The 26,250-nt window shown below is 39.0% G+C and carries 23 protein-coding genes and 1 CRISPR repeat array; of the genes, 8 read left to right on the top strand and 15 right to left on the bottom strand.

Features of this window, described 5'->3' with window-relative positions; translation table 11 throughout:
* Positions 1 to 147: 147 nt before the first annotated feature.
* Positions 148 to 708: a UbiX family flavin prenyltransferase gene (locus ACLHK8_RS07900; RefSeq protein WP_057772639.1), complete on the bottom strand. Its 561-nt coding sequence runs from the start codon at positions 706 to 708 to the stop codon at positions 148 to 150.
* Positions 709 to 729: 21 nt separating this feature from the next.
* A complete protein-coding gene (locus tag ACLHK8_RS07895; protein ID WP_057772638.1) occupies positions 730 to 2,205 on the bottom strand; it encodes a UbiD family decarboxylase in 1,476 nt (491 codons plus the stop codon).
* A gap of 147 nt (positions 2,206 to 2,352) precedes the next feature.
* On the opposite strand from ACLHK8_RS07895, the gene ACLHK8_RS07890 reads away from it, so the two are divergent.
* Both ACLHK8_RS07890 and add read left to right on the top strand, forming a co-directional pair.
* Positions 2,353 to 3,246, top strand: coding sequence for a LysR family transcriptional regulator (locus tag ACLHK8_RS07890; RefSeq protein WP_063698564.1), 894 nt, complete (start codon positions 2,353 to 2,355; stop codon positions 3,244 to 3,246).
* Positions 3,247 to 3,844: 598 nt separating this feature from the next.
* Positions 3,845 to 4,864 (top strand): adenosine deaminase, encoded by a 1,020-nt coding sequence (add, locus tag ACLHK8_RS07885; RefSeq protein WP_063698566.1) that lies wholly within the window; start codon positions 3,845 to 3,847, stop codon positions 4,862 to 4,864.
* A 58-nt stretch (positions 4,865 to 4,922) separates the two neighbouring features.
* On the opposite strand, the gene ACLHK8_RS07880 is transcribed toward add, so the two are convergent.
* The 12 genes from ACLHK8_RS07880 to cas9 form a co-directional block, all read right to left on the bottom strand.
* Positions 4,923 to 5,738: a YoaK family protein gene (locus ACLHK8_RS07880; RefSeq protein WP_082623236.1), complete on the bottom strand. Its 816-nt coding sequence runs from the start codon at positions 5,736 to 5,738 to the stop codon at positions 4,923 to 4,925.
* 141 nt (positions 5,739 to 5,879) lie between these two features.
* Complete coding sequence (locus ACLHK8_RS07875) at positions 5,880 to 6,353, bottom strand: CinA family protein (protein WP_057772631.1); 474 nt, start codon at positions 6,351 to 6,353, stop codon at positions 5,880 to 5,882.
* A 104-nt stretch (positions 6,354 to 6,457) separates the two neighbouring features.
* Positions 6,458 to 8,002, bottom strand: coding sequence for a bifunctional metallophosphatase/5'-nucleotidase (locus tag ACLHK8_RS07870; RefSeq protein ID WP_057772629.1), 1,545 nt, complete (start codon positions 8,000 to 8,002; stop codon positions 6,458 to 6,460).
* A 4-nt stretch (positions 8,003 to 8,006) separates the two neighbouring features.
* Entirely contained in the window at positions 8,007 to 8,816 is an 810-nt protein-coding gene (phnE, locus tag ACLHK8_RS07865) for a phosphonate ABC transporter, permease protein PhnE (protein ID WP_057772627.1), read from the bottom strand.
* A complete protein-coding gene (gene phnE / locus ACLHK8_RS07860) occupies positions 8,813 to 9,601 on the bottom strand; it encodes a phosphonate ABC transporter, permease protein PhnE (RefSeq protein WP_057772625.1) in 789 nt (262 codons plus the stop codon). The genes phnE (ACLHK8_RS07865) and phnE (ACLHK8_RS07860) overlap by 4 nt, the downstream gene beginning before the upstream one ends.
* Positions 9,598 to 10,404 carry a phosphonate ABC transporter ATP-binding protein gene (gene phnC / locus ACLHK8_RS07855; protein WP_057772739.1) on the bottom strand — a complete coding sequence of 269 codons (807 nt, stop codon included), beginning with the start codon at positions 10,402 to 10,404 and terminating at the stop codon, positions 9,598 to 9,600. The genes phnE (ACLHK8_RS07860) and phnC overlap by 4 nt, the downstream gene beginning before the upstream one ends.
* A gap of 91 nt (positions 10,405 to 10,495) precedes the next feature.
* Positions 10,496 to 11,431: a phosphate/phosphite/phosphonate ABC transporter substrate-binding protein gene (locus ACLHK8_RS07850; protein WP_057772623.1), complete on the bottom strand. Its 936-nt coding sequence runs from the start codon at positions 11,429 to 11,431 to the stop codon at positions 10,496 to 10,498.
* 416 nt (positions 11,432 to 11,847) lie between these two features.
* Complete coding sequence (locus ACLHK8_RS07845) at positions 11,848 to 12,294, bottom strand: GNAT family N-acetyltransferase (RefSeq protein ID WP_057772622.1); 447 nt, start codon at positions 12,292 to 12,294, stop codon at positions 11,848 to 11,850.
* 75 nt (positions 12,295 to 12,369) lie between these two features.
* A CRISPR array of direct repeats spans positions 12,370 to 14,253; the repeat unit is 36 nt; unit sequence GATCTTAACTATATTGATTCGACACTCTTCTAAAAC.
* A gap of 30 nt (positions 14,254 to 14,283) precedes the next feature.
* The gene (gene csn2 / locus ACLHK8_RS07840) at positions 14,284 to 14,955 is read right to left on the bottom strand and encodes a type II-A CRISPR-associated protein Csn2 (RefSeq protein WP_063698572.1); all 672 of its coding nucleotides are present in this window, start codon (positions 14,953 to 14,955) and stop codon (positions 14,284 to 14,286) included.
* Positions 14,952 to 15,257, bottom strand: a complete 306-nt coding sequence (gene cas2 / locus ACLHK8_RS07835) for a CRISPR-associated endonuclease Cas2 (protein ID WP_057773987.1) — start codon at positions 15,255 to 15,257, stop codon at positions 14,952 to 14,954. The genes csn2 and cas2 overlap by 4 nt, the downstream gene beginning before the upstream one ends.
* On the bottom strand, positions 15,235 to 16,137 hold the full coding sequence (gene cas1, locus ACLHK8_RS07830; protein ID WP_057773985.1) for a type II CRISPR-associated endonuclease Cas1: 903 nt from the start codon (positions 16,135 to 16,137) through the stop codon (positions 15,235 to 15,237). Before cas1 ends, cas2 begins: the two co-directional genes overlap by 23 nt.
* 217 nt (positions 16,138 to 16,354) lie before the next feature.
* Positions 16,355 to 20,491, bottom strand: coding sequence for a type II CRISPR RNA-guided endonuclease Cas9 (gene cas9 / locus ACLHK8_RS07825; RefSeq protein WP_434520282.1), 4,137 nt, complete (start codon positions 20,489 to 20,491; stop codon positions 16,355 to 16,357).
* Positions 20,492 to 20,692: 201 nt separating this feature from the next.
* Here cas9 and ACLHK8_RS07820 point away from each other — a divergent pair, with 201 nt between their 5' ends.
* The 4 genes from ACLHK8_RS07820 (at position 20,693) to ACLHK8_RS07805 (ending at position 23,850) form a co-directional block, all read left to right on the top strand.
* Entirely contained in the window at positions 20,693 to 21,589 is an 897-nt protein-coding gene (locus tag ACLHK8_RS07820; protein WP_323714787.1) for an ABC transporter ATP-binding protein, read from the top strand.
* A complete protein-coding gene (locus tag ACLHK8_RS07815) occupies positions 21,582 to 22,805 on the top strand; it encodes an ABC transporter permease (RefSeq protein ID WP_434520281.1) in 1,224 nt (407 codons plus the stop codon). The genes ACLHK8_RS07820 and ACLHK8_RS07815 overlap by 8 nt, the downstream gene beginning before the upstream one ends.
* Before the next feature lie 78 nt (positions 22,806 to 22,883).
* Entirely contained in the window at positions 22,884 to 23,396 is a 513-nt protein-coding gene (locus ACLHK8_RS07810) for a YbhB/YbcL family Raf kinase inhibitor-like protein (protein ID WP_057773975.1), read from the top strand.
* Positions 23,397 to 23,604: 208 nt separating this feature from the next.
* Positions 23,605 to 23,850 (top strand): hypothetical protein, encoded by a 246-nt coding sequence (locus ACLHK8_RS07805; RefSeq protein ID WP_057773973.1) that lies wholly within the window; start codon positions 23,605 to 23,607, stop codon positions 23,848 to 23,850.
* Positions 23,851 to 23,868: 18 nt separating this feature from the next.
* Here the strand turns inward: ACLHK8_RS07805 and ACLHK8_RS07800 are convergent, their stop codons facing one another.
* Positions 23,869 to 24,351, bottom strand: a complete 483-nt coding sequence (locus ACLHK8_RS07800) for a MarR family winged helix-turn-helix transcriptional regulator (protein WP_057773971.1) — start codon at positions 24,349 to 24,351, stop codon at positions 23,869 to 23,871.
* A 111-nt stretch (positions 24,352 to 24,462) separates the two neighbouring features.
* On the opposite strand from ACLHK8_RS07800, the gene ACLHK8_RS07795 reads away from it, so the two are divergent.
* The gene (locus ACLHK8_RS07795; protein WP_057773970.1) at positions 24,463 to 25,452 is read left to right on the top strand and encodes a quinone oxidoreductase family protein; all 990 of its coding nucleotides are present in this window, start codon (positions 24,463 to 24,465) and stop codon (positions 25,450 to 25,452) included.
* A gap of 290 nt (positions 25,453 to 25,742) precedes the next feature.
* Positions 25,743 to 26,213, top strand: a complete 471-nt coding sequence (gene greA / locus ACLHK8_RS07790) for a transcription elongation factor GreA (protein ID WP_063698582.1) — start codon at positions 25,743 to 25,745, stop codon at positions 26,211 to 26,213.
* The last annotated feature ends 37 nt before the right edge of the window (positions 26,214 to 26,250 follow it).

The raw sequence follows: 26,250 nt of genomic DNA, 5'->3' as shown, positions 1-26,250 counted from the left end.
TCCAGCACGCCTTCGCCTGTTATTTTCCGCTGAGCTTTAGGAACGCTCGTGGAGGCAGCTAGTTAAATATAACCACGCTTCCCGCGGGATTGCGATCCCGCATCCAGCACGGTTATATTTAACTAGCTTAACGCCTCCACTCGCGCACTATTCCTTCCATCTTTCATCCACATCATTCGGAATCCCAAACGCATCCAACACCTTCATCGTCTGATGCTTCACGATATCTTCAATTGTCTTGGGATGATTATAAAACTCTGGCATCGGGGGGATAATTTGCGCCCCAATTTTTGCTAGCTTCGTCAAATTTTCCAAATGAATCACACTCAATGGCGTTTCTCTTGGCACAATAACTAGCTTTCGTTGCTCCTTAATCGTGACATCCGCCGCGCGCGTAATCAAATTATCGCCGATTCCATACGCAATCGTCGCCACCGTTTTCATACTAGCCGGCACAATCACCATGCCATCATTTAAAAATGAGCCACTTGAAATTGTTGCCCCTTGATCATTAATGTTATAGGTCTCATCAGCTAATGCGTTAATTTGCTTCAAAGAATAGTCCGTTTCTAACTCCAGATTCTTTTTAGCCCACTGACTCATTACCAAATGAACTTCTACATCATCCATTTGATGCAACTTCTCCAACAAATCAATCGCATAAACAGTGCCCGACGCACCAGTGATTCCGACGATAATTTTTTTCATGTCCACGCCTTTCCTATTCAATTATTCTAGATATTTCTTCCAATCTTTAACTTCTTTAAATTGGGCTCTTTCAAATTGATCCTTCATATCAAACGGTACCGTGCCATCAATGATTAATTTCGATGACATTCCTCGTGTCCGAATGGATTTTGGATCATATTCAGGACGTTCTGATGGATCCAATGGATGGTTCCGCATTCCTGGCAAGACCACAATATCTTGATCAGCTTGGAAACGTGTATTAATGGTCCAAACCACATCATTCATATCAAAAATGTCCACATCTTCATCAACTAAGAAAACAGTTTTTAATTCTTTAAATGATGAGAATGCGAGTAAGGCAGCCTGACGTTGAATACCCTCATCAGCCTCATTTTCCTTCCGAATTTGCATGATGGTCATTAATTTACCACCACCTGCGGGAGGATTGTACACATTCAAAACTTTGCCAGGGATTGCCCGGTTCGTTAAGGATAAGATACTTGCTTCCGTTGGGATTCCGGCCATGCTGACATGTTCCTCAGAAGGTCCGATTACACTTTGCATAATAGGATCATTTCGATGCGTTACCGCAGTAACTTTGATAACTTGTAATGCAGGATTTGCATCACCATCGTATCCAGGAAATTCAGGCATTGCTTTGCCAGTATGTGTATTGATATCTTCTTGAATCCGTTCGTTAGGCATAATGTAGCCTTCCAAAGTGTATTCAGAACGAGCAATAGCTTTTTCATCAACCGTCAATCCATCAACTAATTGGACAGCTTCTTGACGAATGGCACCTGCAACACCTAATTCGTTGTAGCCTAATGGCGTTGTCGGTGGCTCAAAAGTAGCCCCAATGGTTATGGCAGGATCCAAACCAATATTAATGGTGATTGGCATTGGTTTGTTCATTTCTTCATATTCTTTAGCGAATGCGCCGATATGACGTCCACCAGGCATGATGTAAATTCCTAATTTATCCTTATCTTCTAAAACCATTCGGTGAATAGTTACGTCGCTCATTGTCTTGTCAGGATTGGAACCATAAACAACACCAACTGTGATGTATGGACCAGCATCTTTAGGTGTGTTTGTTGGGGCAGCCACTAATTTACGAATATCAAAATCTGGATCGGTTGCTTTATACACAACGTCATGAGCTGGCGCATCTTCTTCTTTAACCATCACTGGATCAACCGGTTTTTCAACCGCGTCGTTCAAAAATTGACCTAAAGTATGATAGTCATGATGAAACATTTTTCCAACCCGTTTGCGACTTGCCATTAAGCCCATTAACACCCGTGTATCCGGAAAACCCTTGACGTTGTTAAACATCATCGCTGGACCTTCTTGGGTTGGACGTTGTACAGTCCCACCTGCACCAATGTAACGATAAACACCTGATAATTCAGCATCGGGATCAACTTCAACATCCGTTTCATGATATTGGCCAGGTTCTTTTTTTAACTCATCAAGAACTTTACGCAAATCATAAACATCTTTTTTTGCCATATTAATGACCTCCTAATTTTCAAATAATTATGCATAAATCTTCCGATCACGCACCGTAATTTCATTATATGAGTGCAAATCCTTGCGAACAAATCGCGTTTCGACTAGCATTATTCCCAACAGGAATATTAGAAATGAGGCTTTGTTATGACCATTGATGATTTGCAAGACTTTGTCGTTTTATATCAAACCCGGAATGTATCAGATGCGGCGGTAGAACTCATGATGACCCAATCTGCGCTATCTAAACGCATTCAGGCCATGGAAAATGAACTGTCTGCCAAACTAATTTCAACCAAAAATAAACGCCACCTGGTCATTACTGAAAGTGGCGAAACCTTTTTTCGATATGCGGAAACCATTTTGACACAATATCAATTGCTCACTAATGAACTGGCGGAATATCGCGAACTAAAAAAAGGAACGCTGCACATTGGCAGTGTTCCCGTGATGTCACAATATGGGCTAATGGAAAAAACAAGCCGGTTTATGGCTGATTATCCACAAATTAACATTCGCCTCGAAGAACTTGAAGGCGATGAACTTTTGGATATGCTGCAAACAAAACAGTTAGACCTTGGAGTTCTCCGGAATATGCAGTCCCAATTATTGAATAAATCGCAATTTCAATTTATCGATATCGACAAGGATGAACTCAAAGTGATTCTCCCAGTTACGCATCCCCTGGCCAAACAAAAAAGGATTTCGATGAGTGACTTGCACGATGTTGATGTGGTGTCGCTGAATCCGGGCTCTGGCATTTATGAACAGGTTGGTAAACTCTATCAGCAGGCGGGTTTTACACCTAACATTCGGTTCACGACGACTCATATTGAAACCCTATTGGGAATTATTGAAAAGTCGGAACGAGTAACATTCTTGTTTGAAAAATCGGCGGAACCGTTTATGACGGCGCAATTTGTGAGTCGTTCGTTCGAAACGCCAATTTATAATAAATTGCAGTTGGTGTATCCGCAGGGAGAATTGACCCAGGCGGGAAGAAGATTTGTGAAGTATATAGTGAGCGGAACAAAACGTTAAGGCCCACTAAAATAAGGGAATCGGAAGCGGGATCGCATCCCGCTGGGAGGTTCACTTATTTTTGGGGGCTTGTTTTGAGGAGCTGTCCTAAAGCAGTGAGCGGATCAAAACGTTAAAGCCCACTAAAATAAGAGGACCGGAGGCGGGATCGCATCCCGTTGGGAGGTTCACTTATTTTTGGGGGCTTGTTTTGAGGAGCTGTCCTAAAGCAGTGAGCGGATCAAAGCGATTAAACCTTAAAATCTAAGGGTGACGGCGGTAGGATCGCAATCCTGCCAGAGGCGCACTTAGATTTTAAGGTTTGCTTTGAGGAGCTGTCCTAAAATAGTGAGTGGATCAAAACGTTAAAGCCTGAATAAATAGGAGTGCTGTAAACAGGAGGATTCCTCCTGTAGGCATTCCTATTTATTCAGGCTTGTGTTGAGGAACTGTCCTAAAAGCAAGCAGAACCACCACTAATCTCACCAAAACAACAGAACCTAAAATTACCAAGCGAAAAATCTTAACAATTTTATCTGCAACATTCCCTAAAACTTGTGGTATGCTCTTAACAATTCAATGTCACTTAGCAGCGTTCAAATTTTAGGAGGATTTAAAAATGGCAACCACAGTTTCACGGGAGTTCATTGATAATTTACCAAAAGCAGAATTGCACGTTCACTTGGAAGGAACGCTGGAACCTGAGCTAAGACTCAAATTAGCTCAAAAGAACCACATTGACATTGGAACAACTTCCCTTGAGAACTTGAAAGCAACGTATCAATACGACACGTTAGCCTCATTTCTCGCAGTTTACTATTCGGCAATGGCCGTGCTTCAAACGGAAGACGACTTTTATGATTTGGCATTTACCTATCTAAAAAAGGCCCGCCAAAACAACGTTCGCCACGTCGAAATGTTTTTTGATCCCCAGGCCCATACAAGCCGTGGCATCAGTTTTGAAACAGTCATCAATGGTTTATCGAAGGCCGCCAAAGATGCTAAAGAAATTGGCGTGGACGCGCAACTGGTCATGTGTTTTCTGCGTGATTTTTCCAAAGAATCTGCGCGGAAAACATTGCTAGCTGCTGAACCGTATCATGAAAAAATATTAGGGATTGGGCTCGATTCGGATGAGCACAACAATCCGCCTCTAAAATTTTCAACGCCATTCGAAAAGGCCGTTTCCTCAGGTTATCACATTACAATGCACGCTGATGTGGATCAAATCGATTCCATTGACCATATCAAACAAGCTTTAGAAGTCATTGGTGTTGAGCGTTTAGATCATGGTACCAACATCGTTGAAAATCCAGATTTAATCAAGTTTGCTTGTGCACATAAGATTGGGTTAACCTCTTGTCCAAACTCAAATAAATTTTTAAGCCAAGATATGAAAAATCATGAGGTTAAAACTTTACTTGATTACAACGTAAAAATTAGCATTAATTCAGACGACCCCGCTTATTTTGGCGGCTTTATCAATGATAATTATTGGGCCATCGCCCAGACCGCAAATCTAACGCAAGCCCAAGTTGTCAAACTAGCAAAAAACTCATTTGACACAGCTTGGATTAGTGAAAAACAAAAAGCTAGTTACCAAAACGAAATTGATTCCTACGTGGCTAGCACTAATTAAAACAAACTAAAAAAGCCAAGCTGCTGGAAAATTTCTAGCTTGCTTGGCTTTTTACTAATTAAGATTTATATCGACGGCGCCGACTGCGTGTCTCCGGTTCAGAATTTTTCTCCGGATCATCCTCAGGCGTTTGAGGGTGCATACTAGTCCGAGTTGGCGCTGGTTGTTCGGTTTCTTTAAACTCGTCTGCTTCATCCGTTCGTTTTGGTGCAGATTTAGAATGTTGTGCCAAATAGAACACCGCTCCTAAAACTAAAACGGCGGGAACCAAAATTGCCGCATCTCCTAACCAAGGAACAAAGATTCCTGACAGGAAAGCGCCAGCCGCAAAGCTGCCAATCACAATACCCGTGTCCGCAGCTTTTTGCTGAGCTGTGACATCATGATGCACAAAACCGGTATATAAATTTTCAGAAGCGGTCCGAATGTTGCCAGTCATCATCAAAGAAGTAAATGGACCATCCTGTAACTTTCGAAACTCCTGCAATTGCGCTGCAGCAGTGATTGCCAACAACATCACGGTAATCACATCAGGCGCGTTTTGGCTAATCATTGCTACCAATACCATCAAAACGAATTCATAAATCAATACAAAATACGCCCGTTTTAAATAGTTTTGTTTAAAGAAGTGCTGCATGTGGCGAATAAAAATAGTTCCTAGTCCAAACGCAATAATCGCAATCAGATAGTAACCAACCTTCGCAAATTGGCCTTTGCTCAGACTAACACCAAGCAAGATCAAGTTTCCGGTTTGCAACCCCGCAAAAACTCCACCATGTTCCAAATATGTGTAAGCATCCAAACCGCCCGCAATAGCCGCCAAAAAAGCGCCAAAATATAATTGCTGATAGGCAGGATAAACATGTCTTCTCAAAAAAATGGCTCCCTTCTCATCTCATGCTTGAATCTTTTTTTAAACTCGTCCATTTAATCAACCTGTTTAGTTTATCATGAACCGCATTCAGACAAAAACTATTCTTTGAGACGTTAATTAAACTTAAAAAATGATCCCATTCTAATCCAGTAGATCACTAATCTGTTGAAAGGCGAATTGGCAGCATGCCTCGCGAAATGCATTGCGTTCTAGCTCTGGTTTTCGCAGCTTGTACGCTTCAGTTTGGCCGTGATAAGTTACGCCAATCCATGCTGTTCCAGCATCTTCGCCTTCCAAACCAGTAGGGCCCGCTGCTCCGGTAAATGAAATTGCGAAATCTGTTTGCATATTTTTTTGCGCTCCTTGGGCCATGGCCACCGCAACTTCATAGCTAACCACGCCATAACGCTGAATCAGCTCCTGAGGCACGTTTAGTAACTGCGTTTTAACTTCATCAGAATAGGTTACAAATCCACCTTCAAAAACTGCTGAACTTCCGGGAACGGTGGTGATTTCTGATTGAAATAATCCTCCAGTTAGGCTTTCTGCGGCCGTAATTGATAAATTCTCTTCAATTAACGTATTGATGACATAATTGACTAATTTTCCATTCATAATTAAGTCCCCCGTTTACTAAATAATTTTACACTTGTGCGATAAAAAAGCACACAAAAAAAAGCTGGAATCAGCGATGGATCACCATCGTTTTCATTCCAACTTTATTTAATCCGGATATTTTCTTCTTTAATTGCCGTTACCACAGGATGTTTGACAAAATAGTCACTAATCAGCTCCGTCATATCGATCTGAACTTCTCGCACGATTTTTCCGGCACCAAACATTGGATAACTACCACCACCGATAGCGCGATACTGATTCAAGACAATTTCTAAATTTTGATCGTCCGCAACTAATTTTCCATGATAACTTAGCGCAATTAAGCGTTCTCCCACTAGTTTATCTAAATCAAACGCATAATTAATTCCACTGTACACATCATAATTGTAGTACTGAATTTTTGGCTCGCGAAAAATGGCCGACACTGATACATTGCCTTTTTCATCACGAGTAAAAAAGCTCCCGCACCGTTCTAAAGCTGCTTTGAGATCTGCACCCGTAATTTTTAAAACCGCCAGTGTATTTGGATAAACATAACTGTTCACAATATTACGCATCGTTACCGTTGGATTATAACCACCAACATCATTATTAAACAGCGCTGTCGCAGAAAGGTCCGCCCCAGTAGCCGCCATCTGAACTTGGTTTATAAAGCTAAGATAAGGATGGCCATTTAAGCGAGCCGCCATCGGATCTGTAACTCGCATTTTGCCTTCAACTTGGCCCATTGGTTGATCTAACCAATCCTCAACCTCGTTTTGCAGCTTAGTCGTTAACTCAACAAGTTCTGAATCTGGCTTTACATCTGCCACAGAAAGTAACTCGGTCTGCCGCTTCTGAATTTTATGATGCGCATCCAACTGTAACTCAATCTCACCCACAAATTTTCCTTTTTCTCCAGGTTGGGTCGTTGGGACACCCTGACAGATGGTCGCAATTTCTCGGTGCTGATGGCCTGTTACTAAAGCATCAATTCCGGAAACCTCCTTTAATAGTTGGTAGCCTTCATTTTCACCAGTAAGTTGTTCATTTGGCTCACCTGTTGCTAAGTCACACTCAAAGCCGCCGTGATAGGCCGCAATTACAACATCCGCCTGTTTACGCATGATTGGAATCCATTTTTTTGCAGCCTTGACTGCTGATTCAAATTGCCAGTTTTTAATATGCTCAGCTAATTCCCAATGCGGAATGAATTGGGTCGTTAACCCGATGATACCAACTTTAAGGCCGTTGCGTTCTATAATTTTGTAAGGTGCATCAACGATTCCATCTTGTTCATGCAAATTGGCGCCCAAAATGGGATATGAACGTTTGGCCTCGCATTGCTTTAAATAAGCCATCCCATAATTGAACTCATGATTTCCTAAAACTCCCGCATCATAACCAATCGCGTTGGTCATCTGCATATAAATCGACCGCCATTTTTCATTTTTCTTCGCCGTATAGTAAGTTAACGGTGATCCCTGAATAAAATCACCATTTTCAATCGTAATAACCCACTCATCAGGGTCGGCCTGCGCTTTAATTTGTTTGATTTTGGTTGCACACTTTAACAAACCATAATCTTGGTGATCCTTGCGATCACTGTAATTAGTCGGGTAAAGATAACCGTGAACATCACTAGTTGACAGAATTTTTATTTTCATTGCCTTACACCAACCGTTTCCGAATAGAACCTGAAATATAATCAATAAGGGTAACTGTGACAATGATCCCGACAAGGATAATGCCAACCCGCGACCAATGTCTAGTTTGGATGGCAAATAACAACGGCGTCCCAATTCCGCCAGCACCGACCATTCCTAAAATGGAAGCGGAACGGACAGCAATTTCAAACCGATATAATGTATATGACAAAAATTCTGGTAACACCGTTGGCAGCGTCGCAAATGTCAACGTTTGAAGCCGATTTCCGCCACTACTCATTAACGCTTCACTTGGCCCAAAATCCATGTTCTCAATAGATTCACTAAACAGCTTGCCTAACATCCCAATCGAGTGAATGCTTACCGCCAAAACTCCTGCAAAAGAACCCGGCCCAACAGCTTTTATGAACATAATTGCGAGCACAATTTCGGGAAATGTCCGAATCAAAGTCAAAACTAATTTTCCAGTCGTTGAACGCACATGAAATTTAGAACTACCTGTCCGAGCAGCCCAAAAAGCAAATGGCACACTTAAGATGGCAGAGATAAAAGTTCCTAAAAAAGCCATCGCGATTGTCTGGAGCATTAAACTAACTAAATCTTCACCACTACCATCATACGTATATGCCCAGTCCGGGTGAAAAATGCCTCCAATAATCGATTTCGTAACTTCGCCAGCAGAATCTTGAATACCACTAAACGAAATACCAGCAAAACTCCAAATATAAAGGATGGCCACCAAAATTAGGACAAAAATAAGTTTATAGCGATTCCGATGAACTGTTGCCTTATTTATCGCCGTCAAATTCTTCATAGTAATCGCTCCCTCAATGTATTACTGATGCCATCAATAATGAGGACCACAACCAAAATTGCTAAAATGATTACGGCCGTTTCATCATACGCGAACTGATTTAATGAGCGCTGCAAGAATTCACCAATCCCGCCGGCACCAAGATACCCTAGCACTGTAGAAGCCCGCACATTAATTTCAAACGTGTAAAGAAAGTAACTCACGAAATAGTTAAAAACTTGAGGGATAACCGCGAAGATAACCATCTGAGTTTTGTTAGCTCCGGCGGCTTGTAATGCTTCCAACGGGCCATCGTCAATCGTTTCAATAGCTTCATAAAAAAGTTTGGAAATCATTCCAAATGAAAATACCGATAATGTAAAAATACCAGCAACCGGGCCAATCCCAACAATTGCCACAAACAAGGCCGCTAACATTAAGTCCGGTAATGTCCGCACAAGATTTAGAATAAATCTGATAATTCCCCGAAGAAACTTATTTTTAACGATATTTCGGGCCGCTAAAACGGAAAACGGAATAGCGATCAGTGTTCCAATCGTTGTCCCAATTAAGGCCATTTGAATAGTTTCCAAAATTGGTTGAATCACAATGTTTGTGTATGACCAAGCGGGTGCCGCCATCTTTTCCAGGATTACCATAAACTGGCCAAAATTAGCGAAAAACATCACAAAATCAACGCCTGTTTCTTGGGCGGTCCAAATAATTAACAGCACAAACAACGTGAGCCAGGCAACCGTTTTTAAATGATGTTTCTGGGCGAAAGTTCGCGTTGGGACAACATTCATGAAATCACCTCTGAAGGAGTTCCTTCAGCCGATTTTACCGTTTTTGTTTCTACTGCTGGCTCATAAATTGCATCCAGATCAGCCTCAGTAACTTTTTCAATTGGTTCATCGTATATAAGCTCACCGCCTCGTAAACCAATAATTCGATCCGCATACTTTCGCGCAAGGGGAACAGAATGCAGGTTCACAATCACGGTAATGTGAAATTCTTCGTTGAGCCGCTTCAAATCATTCATTACAGAATCGGTCGTTAAAGGGTCTAGCGATGCAATTGGCTCATCGGCCAACACAATTTTAGGATCCTGCATGAAGGCCCGTGCGATTGCTACTCGTTGTTGTTGCCCACCAGAAAGCTGATCTGCTCTTGTATAAAGCTTTTCACCTAAACCGACCCGCTGCAAGGCTTCCACCGCTTTTTGTTTGTCAGCTTTTGAAAACAGACCCAGCATACTTCTCCAGGTAGAATAGTAGCCTACACGCCCAGAAAGCACGTTGCGCTGCACGCTTGAACGATTCACTAGGTTAAAATTTTGAAAAATCATGCCAATTTTTCTCCGTAATTGACGTAATCCTTTGCCTTTGAGATTCACAATTGATTCTCCATCAATTAAGATGTCACCGGAGGAAATATCATGCATTCGATTAATTGTTCGCATCAGAGTACTCTTTCCAGCACCGGAAAGACCCACAATCACTAGGAATTCGCCTTGGGGTATCTTCAAATTAATATTCTTCAATCCAACGGTCCCGTTTGGATACTTTTTAGAAACCTGTTTAAATTCAATCACTGGTTTTTCTGTCATAGCACTGATTCCTTTCATAACCGATTGCAAGAAAAGGGAGTACGCCCTCAGCGTCCCCCTCTTCCTAAACATTTATTCATGATTAAACGTACTATTTATCTAACTTTTTAGCCGTTTTGTCATAAGTACGGATCGCATTATAATCGCTATCTTTAGCTGTTACATAACCTTCATGAGAATATACGGACGAAATAATTTCGTGACCTTTTTTGGTCTTGGCAATGGTCTTGAAGGCTTTTGAAATCTTCTTTTGCCATTTTTTGCTCATATCACCACGGGTGGTAATTGTATCGTTTGGAATTCCCTTAGTTGTGTAAATTGGCACAACTTTGCTCATGACATCTTTTGCATCATTTTGGACTAATGTTCGTGCACCTTGGAAGACAAAGGCTGCATCTGCGGTACCATTGTAAACGGCCATAACACCTTGATCATGGCCCTTGACCACAACAGTTTTAATCCCATCTTTTTCTACATTAATCCCATGTTTATAGAGTTCAACAGCAGGATAAATCCAGCCGGCCGAAGAAGTTGTATCTTGAACAGCAATCTTCTTACCTTTCAAATCTTTAATTGATTTGATGCCACTGCCTTTTTTAACAAGAATTTGTGCTTTGTAGTATTTCACGAGTTTATTGGTGACTTTGTCGTCCGGTTCTGTGTAGCTGTAACGTTCGGCTTGGAGTAAAACCTTTGCGTTATATTCTTTGTGTGCCAATACGTAAGCATCGGGTGGTAAGAAACCCACATCAACTTTCTTGGATCCCATCGCTTCGACAATTGTATTGTAATCAGTTGAAACTGAAACTTTAACCGGAATACCAAGTTGTTTCTTTAACAATTTCTCCAATGGTTTAGCTTTAGCTTCCATTGTGCTTGCATTAGATGACGGTACAAACTGAACCGTCAACTTTTTAGGCGTATAGGATTTGCTTGCTGCATTCTTTGAACTATTCCCACATGCTCCTAATAAAAAAATCAATGATAACGTCCCTACAATCGTACCCAACCGCTTAAAAACTCGCATTAACCTGTCTCCCCTTTGTTTGTATTTGACAAACATAGTGTACCTCATAATCCGAACTATTACAATGACTATTTATTCTATTGTTAAGATTCTACTGAAATGATTGAATGATAAAAGACAAAATACCATTTATTTTGGCAAATAAAGAACAAAGCTTGTAAGTATCACGTTTCTACATAGAAATGCACTTATTTTACTCGAGAAACCGTTTAATAAAGTCATACACTTTAATCCTATTTATTTATCAATCGCTTACAGGCGTTGCTTTCATTTTGGAGATCCCTACATTTTTACAAATTATGCCTGCGTGGCTGCGGACAAAATTGGCAATTTTAACGTAAACCTCTACTATTTTCCCAGCAAAAAAGCACCTCAGCTCGAGCTCAGATGCTTTGTGATAACTGTATATTATTAAATTACAAATCAAGAACCATATCTAAATGTGGTATCCCCGTGTCTAGATAAACCTCACTCACCGGCTTAAAACCAAATGATTGATAGAACGTTTGCAGATAAGCCTGCGCCTGAATTTTCACAGTCGTCACCTGCGGCATATCTCTTTGAATAGTTTGTAGGCCACTCACAATTAATTGCCGACCGTATCCGTGTTTACGGAAACGCGGATCAACAACTACACGACCAATATGAACAATAGTTTTGTCCGTTTCCGGAATTATTCGTAAATAGCTCACTAATTGCTGATCTTCATTTAAAACTTGTAAATGTTGCGCAATCAAGTCTGCGTCGTCAACTTCTTGATACGCACATAATTGTTCGACTACAAAAACTTGGGTACGGAGTTTGTAGATTTGAAACAATTCTAGGTTGGATAGCTGGGAAAATTCTTTTACTGTGACTTCCATGTTTTAGGCTCCTTGATTATTTTTTATACTTTAGTGCAGTTCAATTCAAATGCTATCCATTTCCCATGTGGTCCGCTCATTAACTATATTGATTCGACACTCTTCTAAAACTAGACAACGACACCATCAGGAATAAACTTAGATCTTAACTATATTGATTCGACACTCTTCTAAAACGTTCATTTGGGCATTGTACATTGTATTCTCGATCTTAACTATATTGATTCGACACTCTTCTAAAACGAAGTAAGCAATGCTATTGCTTCAATCAATGATCTTAACTATATTGATTCGACACTCTTCTAAAACTATTACTAGGAAGTAAGACAGGGAACCCTTGATCTTAACTATATTGATTCGACACTCTTCTAAAACACCTGTTACGACTACAAGTACTACTAAAGCGATCTTAACTATATTGATTCGACACTCTTCTAAAACTAGGAAACGATTTATATTCTCAAAAACAATGATCTTAACTATATTGATTCGACACTCTTCTAAAACAAAGAAGTTGTTTATAAACGAGGACGACATGATCTTAACTATATTGATTCGACACTCTTCTAAAACAAAGAAGTTGTTTATAAACGAGGACGACATGATCTTAACTATATTGATTCGACACTCTTCTAAAACAGACTTAAACGTCTTAAAGTCTTCCTTATCGATCTTAACTATATTGATTCGACACTCTTCTAAAACTGCTTAGCAGGTTCAATGCTGCTCTCACTAGATCTTAACTATATTGATTCGACACTCTTCTAAAACTGTCGTGCCGGTAATATCGTTATATGTGAAGATCTTAACTATATTGATTCGACACTCTTCTAAAACATTTGCTCTTCCCAACTGGTCCAACGTTCTGATCTTAACTATATTGATTCGACACTCTTCTAAAACGGGGCAAGTGGGGAAGGCGGGTACAATCCTGATCTTAACTATATTGATTCGACACTCTTCTAAAACTTTTATTGCGGTGGATGCGTTCATATTCTCGATCTTAACTATATTGATTCGACACTCTTCTAAAACTGTGGATACGGCTTTTCCATTCAAATTAGCGATCTTAACTATATTGATTCGACACTCTTCTAAAACCCTGCTGGAAGGTTAACCAAATCAGTGTTCGATCTTAACTATATTGATTCGACACTCTTCTAAAACTAGCTGGAGGGTGAATATATGGCTAAAGGAGATCTTAACTATATTGATTCGACACTCTTCTAAAACAGTTATCTTGGACGATATTAATCCAATTCCGATCTTAACTATATTGATTCGACACTCTTCTAAAACGTACTCGTGTGCTGATGCTGATTTCACCGCGATCTTAACTATATTGATTCGACACTCTTCTAAAACCGTTACATTGGTGATTCAGCACAAGACTTCGATCTTAACTATATTGATTCGACACTCTTCTAAAACGGTTGAAGATATGCAAGACTATATGGCTGTGATCTTAACTATATTGATTCGACACTCTTCTAAAACTGTATTTTGATGGTCACGTTTGGCAATTTGGATCTTAACTATATTGATTCGACACTCTTCTAAAACGCTGATGTCGCTTGGAAATCTAATACCCAAGATCTTAACTATATTGATTCGACACTCTTCTAAAACAACGCTAAGAACGTTTATGCATTTTCTATAGATCTTAACTATATTGATTCGACACTCTTCTAAAACTACCACACGACCGAACAAGAAGGATCCTAGGATCTTAACTATATTGATTCGACACTCTTCTAAAACACCATCAACAGTCAGGGTACCAATCCGTTTGATCTTAACTATATTGATTCGACACTCTTCTAAAACAGTTATTTGCTGATTCATGATGGATTAGGCGATCTTAACTATATTGATTCGACACTCTTCTAAAACACTAACAGCCTGACTAACTATCGAGTTAAGGATCTTAACTATATTGATTCGACACTCTTCTAAAACCGTTTTTTTGCAATGCTACTCTCATAAGTATTAGTAACGCCAATCAACAAAATCCTGATCAACGTAGTAATAGCGGCATTCATCAAATTCTTCATGATTATCTATTTCTGAGAATTCAATAAACAAAGTGTTCAAATCAAGGGTACTAATTAACCTCACCAATTCATTAAATTGGCTGACACTGAGATAATTTCGTACACCAGTTAAGACTAATATTTTAGACTCTTTTAATTCTGAAGCAGTTTTTAATACAGTTTCTATTATACCATATGGATCCCTATTTAAAGCACTTACAAAGCCAACATCACAGTATTTAACTAACTTAGCTGGATCAAATTCACTATCCACTTTTAACGGAAGATCCAAGGAAAACGTTGCATCAAAGATCAGTGATTTCAATTGGTTATTAATCTCAGTCAATTTCATTCGGGTCTCATCATCTAATTTTGTGGCTATCTGTTTTTGCAACTGGCTTTGAAACATTTTATTTAAGTCAGCTTCAACAAATGCATCCCCTATCCATTTCACAGCCTTCTCATTTTCAACTAACTTAAATTCATCATCACTTATTTTTATGGAATCAGTATACCCTTTTAGGCCCGAAACTAAGTCAGTGTATACTTTCTGATTACACGTCTCCAGTAGGGTTGGCTTGGTTGTATTGATAATAATCGGTTTAAATGGATAATACGTTAGGTTCATATAATAATTGTCCTTTCTGCGGAATTTCGAACATCTTTTTTAAATTCACCAGTAATAAAATTCATGCTATTGTATTGTTTTTCAGTTACCATTAAGGTCTGAATCAGCCCATCAGGTGGTGAAAAAGTGGCAATCCGCTTTTCCATTAAGTTGGCGCTTTTCTTGTCTACACAAACGCGGACGTAAATTGAATACTGAATCATCAAAAATCCTTCGTTCAACAATGCCTTTCTAAATTTCCGATAATTGCGACGATCTTTACTCGTTTCAACCGGTAAATCAAACATGACCATTAATCGCATTATTCGATACCTCACTTATTTCCACCTCAATCTTGATATTGTCTGTCTCACCACTCAAATACTTTAAACAATTAGTTACATGCTTTGAGATCGCATTTCTTAATATTGTATTCTCGCCGTTGTATTTCATTTCAATATCCAATAATCCTACTAAACCAAATTTAATATCAGGGGTAAATTCATTAAATTGCTTTTGTTTTACCCACCAATCAATAATTGGTCGAAAGGGTTCCATTAAATCTGATCCCAAATTAAAATTATTTTCTTGACTATGGTGATGAATTCCCAATTGCGTTAAATAACCATTAGTTACTATTTCACGATTAACAGCAGACAGAATAATGGCATAACCATAATTTAAAGCCGCATTTACGGGACTAAAATCTCGACGCGAAGACTCGGATTCAAACAACAGCGAAAAATACTTGCGCGCCACTACTGCCTCACGATTTGTAACGTCATCCACTTCCAACTTAGCAAGTTCATCTTTTAAATCTTGGGTCTCAATTTTTAAAGATTCAGCTACATATATCTGATTAGTTATTTTCTGTATAACTATTTTTGTCCATAACGATATTTTTCGTTCCTTATCCCAATTAAACTGTATCTGTAGTAATTGTGGATCGCGATTATTTGGATAATAATCCATAGTTTCTGTTACAGGTTCACCGCTGTTATCCGTAAAAATCACTTTGCTTTGATGTTTAGCTAGTTCACTAATTACGGCACTTGTTATTACCGCTCTTGTCGTGCTGATTAACAATATTTGAATATCACTAACTGGAATTTGATTAGTCCCGTCTTGTGTTTGAACAACCACACAATGACCGGAATAAGAAATCTTAGCATGTTGAGTCACAACCACTGTTCGCCATCCCATAAAATTCTCTCCCTTGTTTTGTAAACGCTAATATGATATTATTCTTTTGTTGAGTTCGACACACTCAATATTTTAACTATATTGATTTGACGCTCTGAGTTAAAATCAAACAAAGCTTCGGCTGAGTTTTATCTTTTGAGGCCGCTATCGGCCCATACATATTTTATTCAAGAAAAGCTATTGACGGTTATCAAACCACCAATAGCTTTTTGTATGCTTACTTAATTTTGTTTAGTTGAACCCGATGTTCAAATAATCCGGTTGCCGACTGATGGATAAGCTGGGCCTCTCCACTAAGAGAAAGACCAGCTCCTTTTTGTAGAAATCCAAATGGAGATTTAATTCCCAAATTTGACAAATCTGTAACTGAAGCATTGGCATGTAGTCCCTGTAAGATTCTATTAATAACTTCTCTTTTCCCAACATTTATTAATTTGCCATTTTTATAAATGTTTTTGATTGGCAATTTTAAAAACTTGTTTTTCCCATTTGTTATACTATTTCTGAACCCTCTATTGTCATATAACGGAAAATATTTATTCATACATAAAACAATCTCATCGTATACATTATCCAATTTTTTATTTTCTGATTCTTCATCACTACCTTCATCTTTGATACCTGGATTATTGATAGTTTGTACTGATTCTTTTGATAAGACAAGTTGTTCAGCGTTATAGGGAAGTGTATCACTTCCAATCATAAATAATTGTCCATTATCATTAACCAGCTGTTGATACTTAACTTTTGGCACAATAATATCAAATTTATCCACTGTCTCAGTAATTTCACCGGTTTTCTTATTTTCCTTTTGATGCGTAAATTGTGGCTTCAAAACACCATACAATTTGTCTTGTTCTTCTTGTGAGCCTTGCCTTACGCCAGCCATCTTGGCCAAAACAGCGGTCGGAACCCCCACAACTTTATAACTAATTTTTTTACCTTTTGTAACTTTCACTATAGTCATATAAGCTAACGTTCTCCCCGTGTACCCACCATATATTTCAGTAGGTTTATCAGATTTTATAGGGATTAATTTCTTGCTTCCTTGTCCGCTGGCTTTATCGTCACTAGCTTTATAAACTGTCTGATTATATAAAGCCCCGCGACGTTCACTAACCTCATGAAAAATAAGAATCTTTTTATACGCAAATAAATGACGAATATATGCAATATCTTCGTTTTTATTCCATAATATTTCTCCAGTTTCTTTATCGATTACTTGGTCTTCATGTTTCAAGTCATAGATAAAGTTAAAGCGTCTTAGCTTTATTTCCTTTTGTGTAAACTTCTTAAAATCACCGTAAACAAAGTATGACCTCAATTTTGGATAACGTTTCAGAAGATAATTCCCCATAAACGCTGCCAAATAGGCATCAAAAGCATGATGATAATCATTTACATCACGATTCTTTAACAATTCAAAATCTTCACGCATTTGATGAGACAAATCGGCCTTGACAGAAATGATTTGCGTATTTTCTTTATACTCATCAGCCAAAATATTCACGGCTAATTTTATAACCTGACGTGTCTCCACCAATTGACGATTAATAAAGCCATTTTCGGTATACTTGTTAATATTTTCGGGATTCATAGTCAAATTTCGATATTTGCCTTTTGATATTAATCCTTGTTCCTTCATTCTTTCCCAAGTTACACGCATCTTCGCACCAAAAAGCTCATTAGGAACAGCATCTGACTTACGTCGATTCTTTTCTGCATCCGTCAAAACACGATTATTTAACGAATCATCCTTAACAAAAGCTTGAGGAAGAATATGATCAATGTCGTAGCGTGAAAGATTATCAATGTTGATTGGTTCTCCACTATACATATCTACTCCGCCCTGCATGAAGTAAAGGAATAAACGATCTTTGAAATCACGTTTATTAGTAATCGCATCTTTCAGTTCTTCTCTAACATTAGCGCCTACTAACTCATTTGACGCTTTCTCATAAGCCGCTTCAACTTGTCTTTGACGCTGTACAGATCTACGTGGATTGCGCTCTTCTCCTTTCGCAAATTCCACATGAATCTTAGTAGGTGCCTGGCCATGCATAGCGTTCTGAATATCATGAACGACTAACAAGATTTGGCGAATAGCCTTTTTATTCTGTGGAGATGTGTAAAGATCATTAATGACATCCTGTGAATCATTATTTTGGAGTGCGTTTTGATTAGCATCCTTAATTAACTTAGCAAAATCTGAATCAGCCTGAATTTGCATGAAGTTTTCATTACCAATCCAGAGAAGATCCATAATGTTGCGATGCTCAGAATTTTGTAAGCCTATTAATAGCTTGCTTGATAGTCTGCCCCATCCTTGATAACGCTTAGTTGCTAATTTATCTTTTTGCTCGTCTGTCAACCAGGCCAGATCATTTAATTTAGCACGGTAAATTTTCTTATCTTCAAAAATTGTTGACCATTCAATAATTTTTTCTAAGTCTGCTTGTCGATCATTTTCATCAACTAATTTCGCACCAAAAATGCCACAGAAATCGTTATAGGTACTTAACCCGCTATTGAATCGTTTTTCGTCTGCTAAGCCTTCAATAAGCGGTCGTTTAGAATACTGTCCTTGTGCAACAAGGTAATCTTGAAGATGCTTGATTGTCACGTTCTTAAACTTTTTAAACAAATCATTGAAAATTTGTTGTTTCAATTCAACAGAAATTGGTTTGCGATCAATTCGAATTTTGTTCAATTCATTCAAGACTTCAAATCTTTGATATAACAAACTTTGTGATGGCAATACATCTTCACCCAACAAATAAGTATCCGTCGTAGTCATCCGTTTAATAAATTGATTGGCCGTTGCCATACGGTCGACTTTTTGATCAAAGTTCCATGGCGTAATATTGCCACTCTCTTTACGAATCATCCAGGCAAATTCAGCACCTGATTGTTTCTTTTGAGCCTCTGCAGTAATCATGGGACCAACATAATATGGCACTCTAAATGTAACTAACTCATCTAGTTTATATTTGGCAAGCTGTTGCCGTTTCTTATCAGGATTAGGATTCAATTCTGCTAACCAAGGATAATACTCTTTTTGATTTTCGATAATCTGATCTAACTCTTGTTGTTGTAACTGATGCGGGATCGAGCCATTTGCCTTGGTTCGTTGCTTTGGCATAAAAATATCTTGATCAATATAAGTTTGAATTTCACTAGCTTCCACAGACTCATCCAAATTAGATTGAATTTGTTTATAAAACTCATCCTGGGTTAAAACTTTACCTTTCACACCATCAACATACCCATCGTATGCTGCACGAAGATTCTTGGCTTTCTTGGTATCTGTCATACTATTAATTAATTTTTTTAGCAGTGTCAAATGTTTCTTATGCAGGTCATATTTTGCAACCATTGCTTGTGATAATGTATGATTTTCAGGAACAATTGCAGATAATGTGATTCCAGAGTATAAACTACGCAGAATCTCAACAATTGCGCGCCCGTCATCCGTCATTTGTCCATCAATCTTAGCTAAATCATCATCTATGCTTTCAGAATCAAACGTGATCGTCCATTCTTTTGCAGCTTCTTTGTCCACTTCTACATTAGCAATTATATTTAGCTTTGCCTTATTTCCAAGAATGGCTTTTAATACTTCAGTTGCAACAGCCTTATTTTGCTTCTCAACTTCTTTGTCTTCAGACGTTTGATAAACATCGTCAACTAAGGATCGTTGTCGATCAGATCGGCTTCGTTTGCTGTCCAACAAAACTGCTTTAATTTGCTCTAAATTATCTATTCGAAATTCAATTGAATCGTCAGGGAAAACACGTTGGTATATATCATTTAAATCTTCGAATTTTTGGTCCAAATCAAGCTTACCCACTTGAAAATTATTAGCAGGCGTGGCATTTAAAAAGTGGCCTCGAAACTTGACAATATGGTGAATTGCCAAATAAATTTCACGAATGTCAAATCTTTGATGTTCGGTCATCAATGCATTACGCAAATGATAGATTGTTGGGTATTTTGTATAAAAATCCTTATCCGAACGATCATTAAATAAGATATCCCCTGAATATTGTTTTTTACTATCTTTAGGAGATAAATTAGATTCTTTTAACCGAATAAAGAATGCTTCATCCACGGGAGTTATGTACGAATCAAAGATTTCACGTAATAACTTTAAGCGCCAGCGACGGCGACTCAGGCGACGCCGTGTAGTTCGAAAAGCACGTCGATCGGCAGCCGGCTTTCCCTCATCAAATAGACGCACCCCAATCGCATTTTTACCTTTTACGCGCATGACATGGTTATTTTCATCGACCACCGCAAAGCCAATTGAACTCGTTCCAATATCTAATCCGATACTATAGTCCTTATTTTTCATAATTCATCCTCCGTTACCTCTATGATAGTTATATGATACCGCTCTCTTTGCTGCTTTCATACTTTTTTATATATTTTCTTCATAAAACACACCTTGAATTTAAGCTTGCTTTTAATGTGTCCTTTCTCCTCATTCTAATTCTTTCATGACTCCTGTATAATAAAGTGCAAACGGATACAATAACGACAAGGAGGCGCAGTAATGCTAGAAGTACAAAATTTAAACAAGAGCTTTGGTCAAATGCAGGCCGTTGAAAACGAGAATTTCACCATTAATGATGGAGAAATTCTCGGTCTGATCGGTCAAAACGGGGCCGGAAAAACCACTACATTTCGCATGATCTTGGGGTTGTTAAAGCCCGATTCTGGTTCCGTACTCTGGAATGGACAACCTTTTACACGCAAAGATCAAGATATCGTTGGTTTTTTACCGGAAGAACGCGGTTTATACCTCAAAATGAGTGTCGAAGAACAGGTTGTTTACTTTGCTGAACTTCGTGGACAAAAACCGGCTGTTACCAAACAAAAACTGGATGATTGGATGCAGCGGTTTGCAGTCAAAGGGAAGCGGACCGATAAAATTAAGGATTTGTCCAAAGGCAATCAGCAAAAGGTACAATTGATTGCGACACTTATTCACGATCCAAAGCTAGTGATCTTAGATGAACCTTTCAGCGGCCTTGATCCGGTTAATGCTAGTCTTTTAGAAGATGGAATTGAACGGCTTAAGAACCAGGGAGCTACCATTATTTATTCCTCTCATGATATGGGCAATGTTGAAAAAATTAGCGATAAGTTGCTGATGTTGCGCCAAGGAAAAACAGTTTTAAATGGTGCTACCAACGCTATTCGGGAAAGTTTTGGCGATACCCGCATTTTTCTTCAATCCCCTCTCACCAAAAGTGAGCTGCTCTCCATCGAGGGTGTGCTAGAGGTTAAAAAACATCAAACTGGATTTGAAATTACTTTAGCTAATGCTGACGTCGGCAAAGAAGTTTTTGCGGCCGCCACAACGAACGGCTACATAAAAGAATTTTCTCAACAACCACCCACATTAGATGAAATTTTCCGTATGAAAGCAGGTGTGTCGCATGAATAAATTTTGGGTCGTCTGTAAACAAGTTATCCACAAAAATATCAAAAGTCCCACCTACATCGCTCTCCTGCTCATGCCAGTCATTCTGTTAGCCTTTCTTGCTGGCCTTGCAGTCATTAAAACGCACACAAGTGAAACGCCAAAAATAGCTATCATCGCCAATAATGCTGAGTTTCGGACAGCTTGGGTTAACAGTAAAAGTAATGGCGATTATACAGTTAGCCGTTCTCTCACCACTGCCAAGTCCGCAGAACATGCGCTCGCTCACGAAAAACTTGATGGCTATCTGACCGTGACAATCCAAAATAAAACAATTTCTGCTGTCTATAAATCGCGCATTAACGGCAATACTTTGGATACAACTAATTTAAAAAATGCTTTAAACACTTTAAAAATGCAGCAAACTGCTGCTCAGCTCGGCTTATCAACGAAACAACTTGCACAATTATTCGCCCCAGCCACCTTCACTACCAAATCCGTTTCATATACAAACGGTAAGGCACAGGCCCAGAAAAATAATCAGCAAGATATTAACACGGTCATTGCAATGGTGGTGACGATCCTGATCTACGTCTTTATGGTTAGCTATGCCAGCCTCATTGCCCAAGAAGTGGCCACCGAAAAGGGTTCACGCATTATGGAAATCTTGGTCAGCAGTGTGGCACCTCAAGTGCAATTCTTCGGAAAAATTGCTGGCATGTTTGCCTTAATCCTCCTCCAAGTTATCGTCACTGCTATTTGCGGAGTATTTGGTTTCAAATATCTTAGCACTAACGTCAGTTTTCTTGATAAACTCGATTTAGGCCAAATTCAACCGACGATCATTGTTATTTTAAGTCTATTCTTCATTTTAGGAATTATGCTGTACACAATTTTAGCCGCTGGCCTTGGGGCACTTGTCTCGCGCGCAGATCAAGTCAGTCAGGCCGTTTCTCCATTGACCATGATTGGTTTAATTTCTTATGCCGCATCATTTATGGCCATGAATTCAAACACAGTCTTGATCAAAATTGGCTCATATGTGCCATTCTTTTCTCAAAGCATCATGCCAGTTCGGTACGCCGTTGGTAATGCAACCACGTTTGATGCAATAATCAGTTTGATTGTCCTTGCTGTAGCCATTGCGCTGACGACCTGGTTTACCACCAATTTGTATGCAAAACACGTCCTTGATTACTCCGATCGTAAAATTTGGAAACGGCTTTTAAGACGTAGTTAAAGATTGAGTGTCTTGATTTAAATAACCCTTACTTTGTTGTAGAGTGAGGATAACGAATAGTATGAGGAGGTTTTATTAATGAAGATTTCAGTTCCGACATCTAACGGATTATTACTCGATAAATACGGAAAACATGCGGATTCAAGCGATATGTATAACGGAAACCCAGCAGTTTCGTTTCCGATTGAGATTCAAAATGTGCCTGAAAATGCCAAAACAATTGCATTCACCTTGTTAGATTTTGATGCCGTTCCAGTTAGCGGGTTTCCATGGATTCATTGGATTGGCGCTAATATTCCTGCCAACACCACGGTGACCATCCCGGAAAACGCTAGTCGGCAAAACTCTGGCAATCTGGTTCAAGGCAATAATAGTACAGCGGGTCCTTTAGTTGGTGAAACAGATCCACTGACTACGCGACATTATGTCGGCCCGACCCCACCAGACAAAAATCACGATTACACATTGAGTATTTATGCATTAGATACGACATTAGATTTGAAGGATGGCTTTTGGCTGAATGAATTTTATCATGCTGCTAAAGGTCACGTGATCGACAAACAAAAGCTTAGTATCATTAGCCGCGCCTAATCAAAAAGTAATAGGCTTAAACTGCGTTTTATCACAGTTTAAGCCTATTTTTTAGTTGCATTTATTTTTCGTTTAAAGATACTTATCTTTTTGTTAAGCCCTTAATTATTTCTTACTTCAAACACCACAGAATGATCACGGATTTTTAAATTCGATTTAATCTAGCGGCCCCATACTTAGTATATTAATTCAAAAAGGAGCGATGATTATGTTATTAAATAATAAAAGCTTGTCGGTCTTAGAAGTTCAGATCTTGGGTATTTACCAATCAAAAATTGAAGTAAAAACAATCTCTGGAGAATGCCTCTTCGTTTATCCAACCAAAACGCAAAACGATGACCCCTTATTCTGGCAATCTCTCAAAGATATTATCAAGGCAAAATTATGGTTACCTATCAATAAAACCATGCACCAATTAATTGATTCAGATTGGTTGCTCCCCTTAAACGCTTAAAAATTGTTAATCACCTGACTAATAACGATCCCCAAAATTCTTTCGGACGTCTGCTAATTCAGTTAAAAAACGAGTCACCACTGTCAGCTCTTGGTCAGAAAAATCTGATAAGGCATTCACTGTATCATCATGCAAATGCTTATGCAGCGCAATGTGGGCCTGACCTAACTTTTTTCCATCAGAAGTGAGTTTTAGATACACAGTTTTTTTATTGGTAGGTTGATGAAACCTCTCTAAAAATCCCAGTTTCTCCAAGTGATTGATTCGACGTGACGTCCCACCCTGAGTGATTTGAATTGCTTTAACAACCTCACTAACCGTCTTTTCTCCGTGCACCAGCACATCCAAAATATCCAAATCATTATGGGTAAGGTGACTTTTTTTAGGATCGCCGGTCAAAGAAGCATGCTTGGCAATCCAGGCTTCATGCTGGTTATGATTTTCTCTTGAATTAAGATTGTTTAGTAATTCACTAATTGTCTGATATTGTTTTTCATTCATGAAATGACCTCCTTTTATATATTACCAGTAATTAATAGTTGACAGCAAGCTAAATATGTTTTATATTAAAAATGAATTACCGGTAATATAAAAACAGAAGGATGATTAACTATGAAAGCTTTAACAATTAAAAATTTCAAAACTGCACCAACACTCGATTTAAACGCACCTAATCCCATCCCTGACAGCCAATTTGATACGTTAATTAATGTATTAGCTGCCCCAATTGAAAATTTCGATAAGGCTAATGCCTCTGGTCGCCATTATTCGAGCAGTTACTGGCATCCCGCGTTTCCAAGCATTCCTGGCGCAAGTGGCATCGGCCGACGAATAGATAATGGCAAACTGGTGGCTTTTCCAGCTCGGACTTTAAAACCTCAATTTGGTTCTTTTGCGGAACAGACAGTTGCCAACTCTAACTTACTCTTAGAAATTCCTGAAGATACTGATATTTATGCAAGTACGGCTGCTGCGTCATCGCTTCTAACAAGTGTCGCTCCTCTCCAATTTAGTTTGGAAATGAAACCAGGTAATACTGTTTTAATCAATGGAGCAACCGGTTTTGCGGGCCAACTGGCTATTCAGGCAGCAAAATCTCTTGGCGCCGCAGAAATCATTGGCACTGGACGCAATCCTGAACGTTTAGCCATGTTAAAAGACCTCGGTGCTACTCAAACAATTTCATTGGCCAACGATGATAAAACCATTTCAAAGAACTTGAATAATATGCACATTCAAGGTGACTTGATTATTCTAGATTATTTATGGGGCCATCCAATCGAACTCATTTTGAAGGCCATTGTCCCTAAGAGTTTAGATATGAAACGGGCAACTTCACTGGTTTCAATCGGCGCCATTGCTGAGCAAGAAATTAGTTTGCCTTCAGCAGCATTGCGGACATCGGGCTTGCAAATTATCGGTATGCAGACCCCAAAAGTTATGCAAAACCAGCGAGCGGTTTATCAAGCAGTGTGGCAATTGCTGGGTACTGGAAAAATCAAGGCCGATGTCAAAACTATCTCGTTGGAGGAGGCTGCCGCCAATATTGATTGGCAAATCCCGGTCCCAAGTGGTGTGAGAACGGTTATAAAGATAAAGTGAGCGGAACAAAACGCTTAAAGCACAGAATATAAGAGCTCTGGATGCGGGATCGCAATCCCGCGGGAAGAGATTTTATATTCTGTGCTTTGTTTTGTGCAGCTGTCCTAGAATAGTGAGCGGATTAAGGCGGTTAACTTCATAAAAATAACGGCACTGTAGGCGGAATCGCATTCTGCTGGAGGTGTCGTTATTTTTATGAAGTTGTCTTAAGGAGCTGTCCTACAAAACACTAGCCCTTCACTCCACAACATAGTAGAATAAAGGCAACTAAATCAGTAAAAGAGGAAACTATGTCAGAACCCTATTTCAATAAAATTACCGCAGCTGGTTACCATGAAATCGAAAATGAAATTGAAGCTTTAAAGGCTAAGCGTCCTGCATTAACAAAACGATTGGCCGCTGCTGCAGCGTTAGGTGATCGTTCTGAAAATGCTGAATACACTTTTTCAAAACGGGATCTGCGACAACTTGAAAGCCGCCTCCATTTTTTGAACAAACAACTTCAATATTCTAAAATTACCCATCCAACCGATAATCAAATTGTCGAAATTGGCAAAAAAATCACGATTGAGTTTGTCGAAGATCATGACCAAATGACCTATCAACTTGTAGGCAAGCAGGAGGCCGACATTAAAACCAACAAGATTTCTCTCGTCTCTCCCCTTGGATCAGCTTTGTTAAATAAAACCGTCGATGATGTGGTTACCGTTAATGCTCCCGACGAAACTTATCAAGTGAAAATCATATCAGTTAATCTATAATTTCAACAATCCACGTAAACTAGAAAATAAGTTTGCG

The sequence above is a fragment of the Pediococcus sp. M21F004 genome, from assembly GCF_051122535.1.
GTDB lineage: Bacteria > Bacillota > Bacilli > Lactobacillales > Lactobacillaceae > Pediococcus > Pediococcus inopinatus.
The sequence above is the reverse complement of the archived record's forward strand: the minus strand, read 5'-3'. Positions and strand labels throughout refer to the sequence as shown.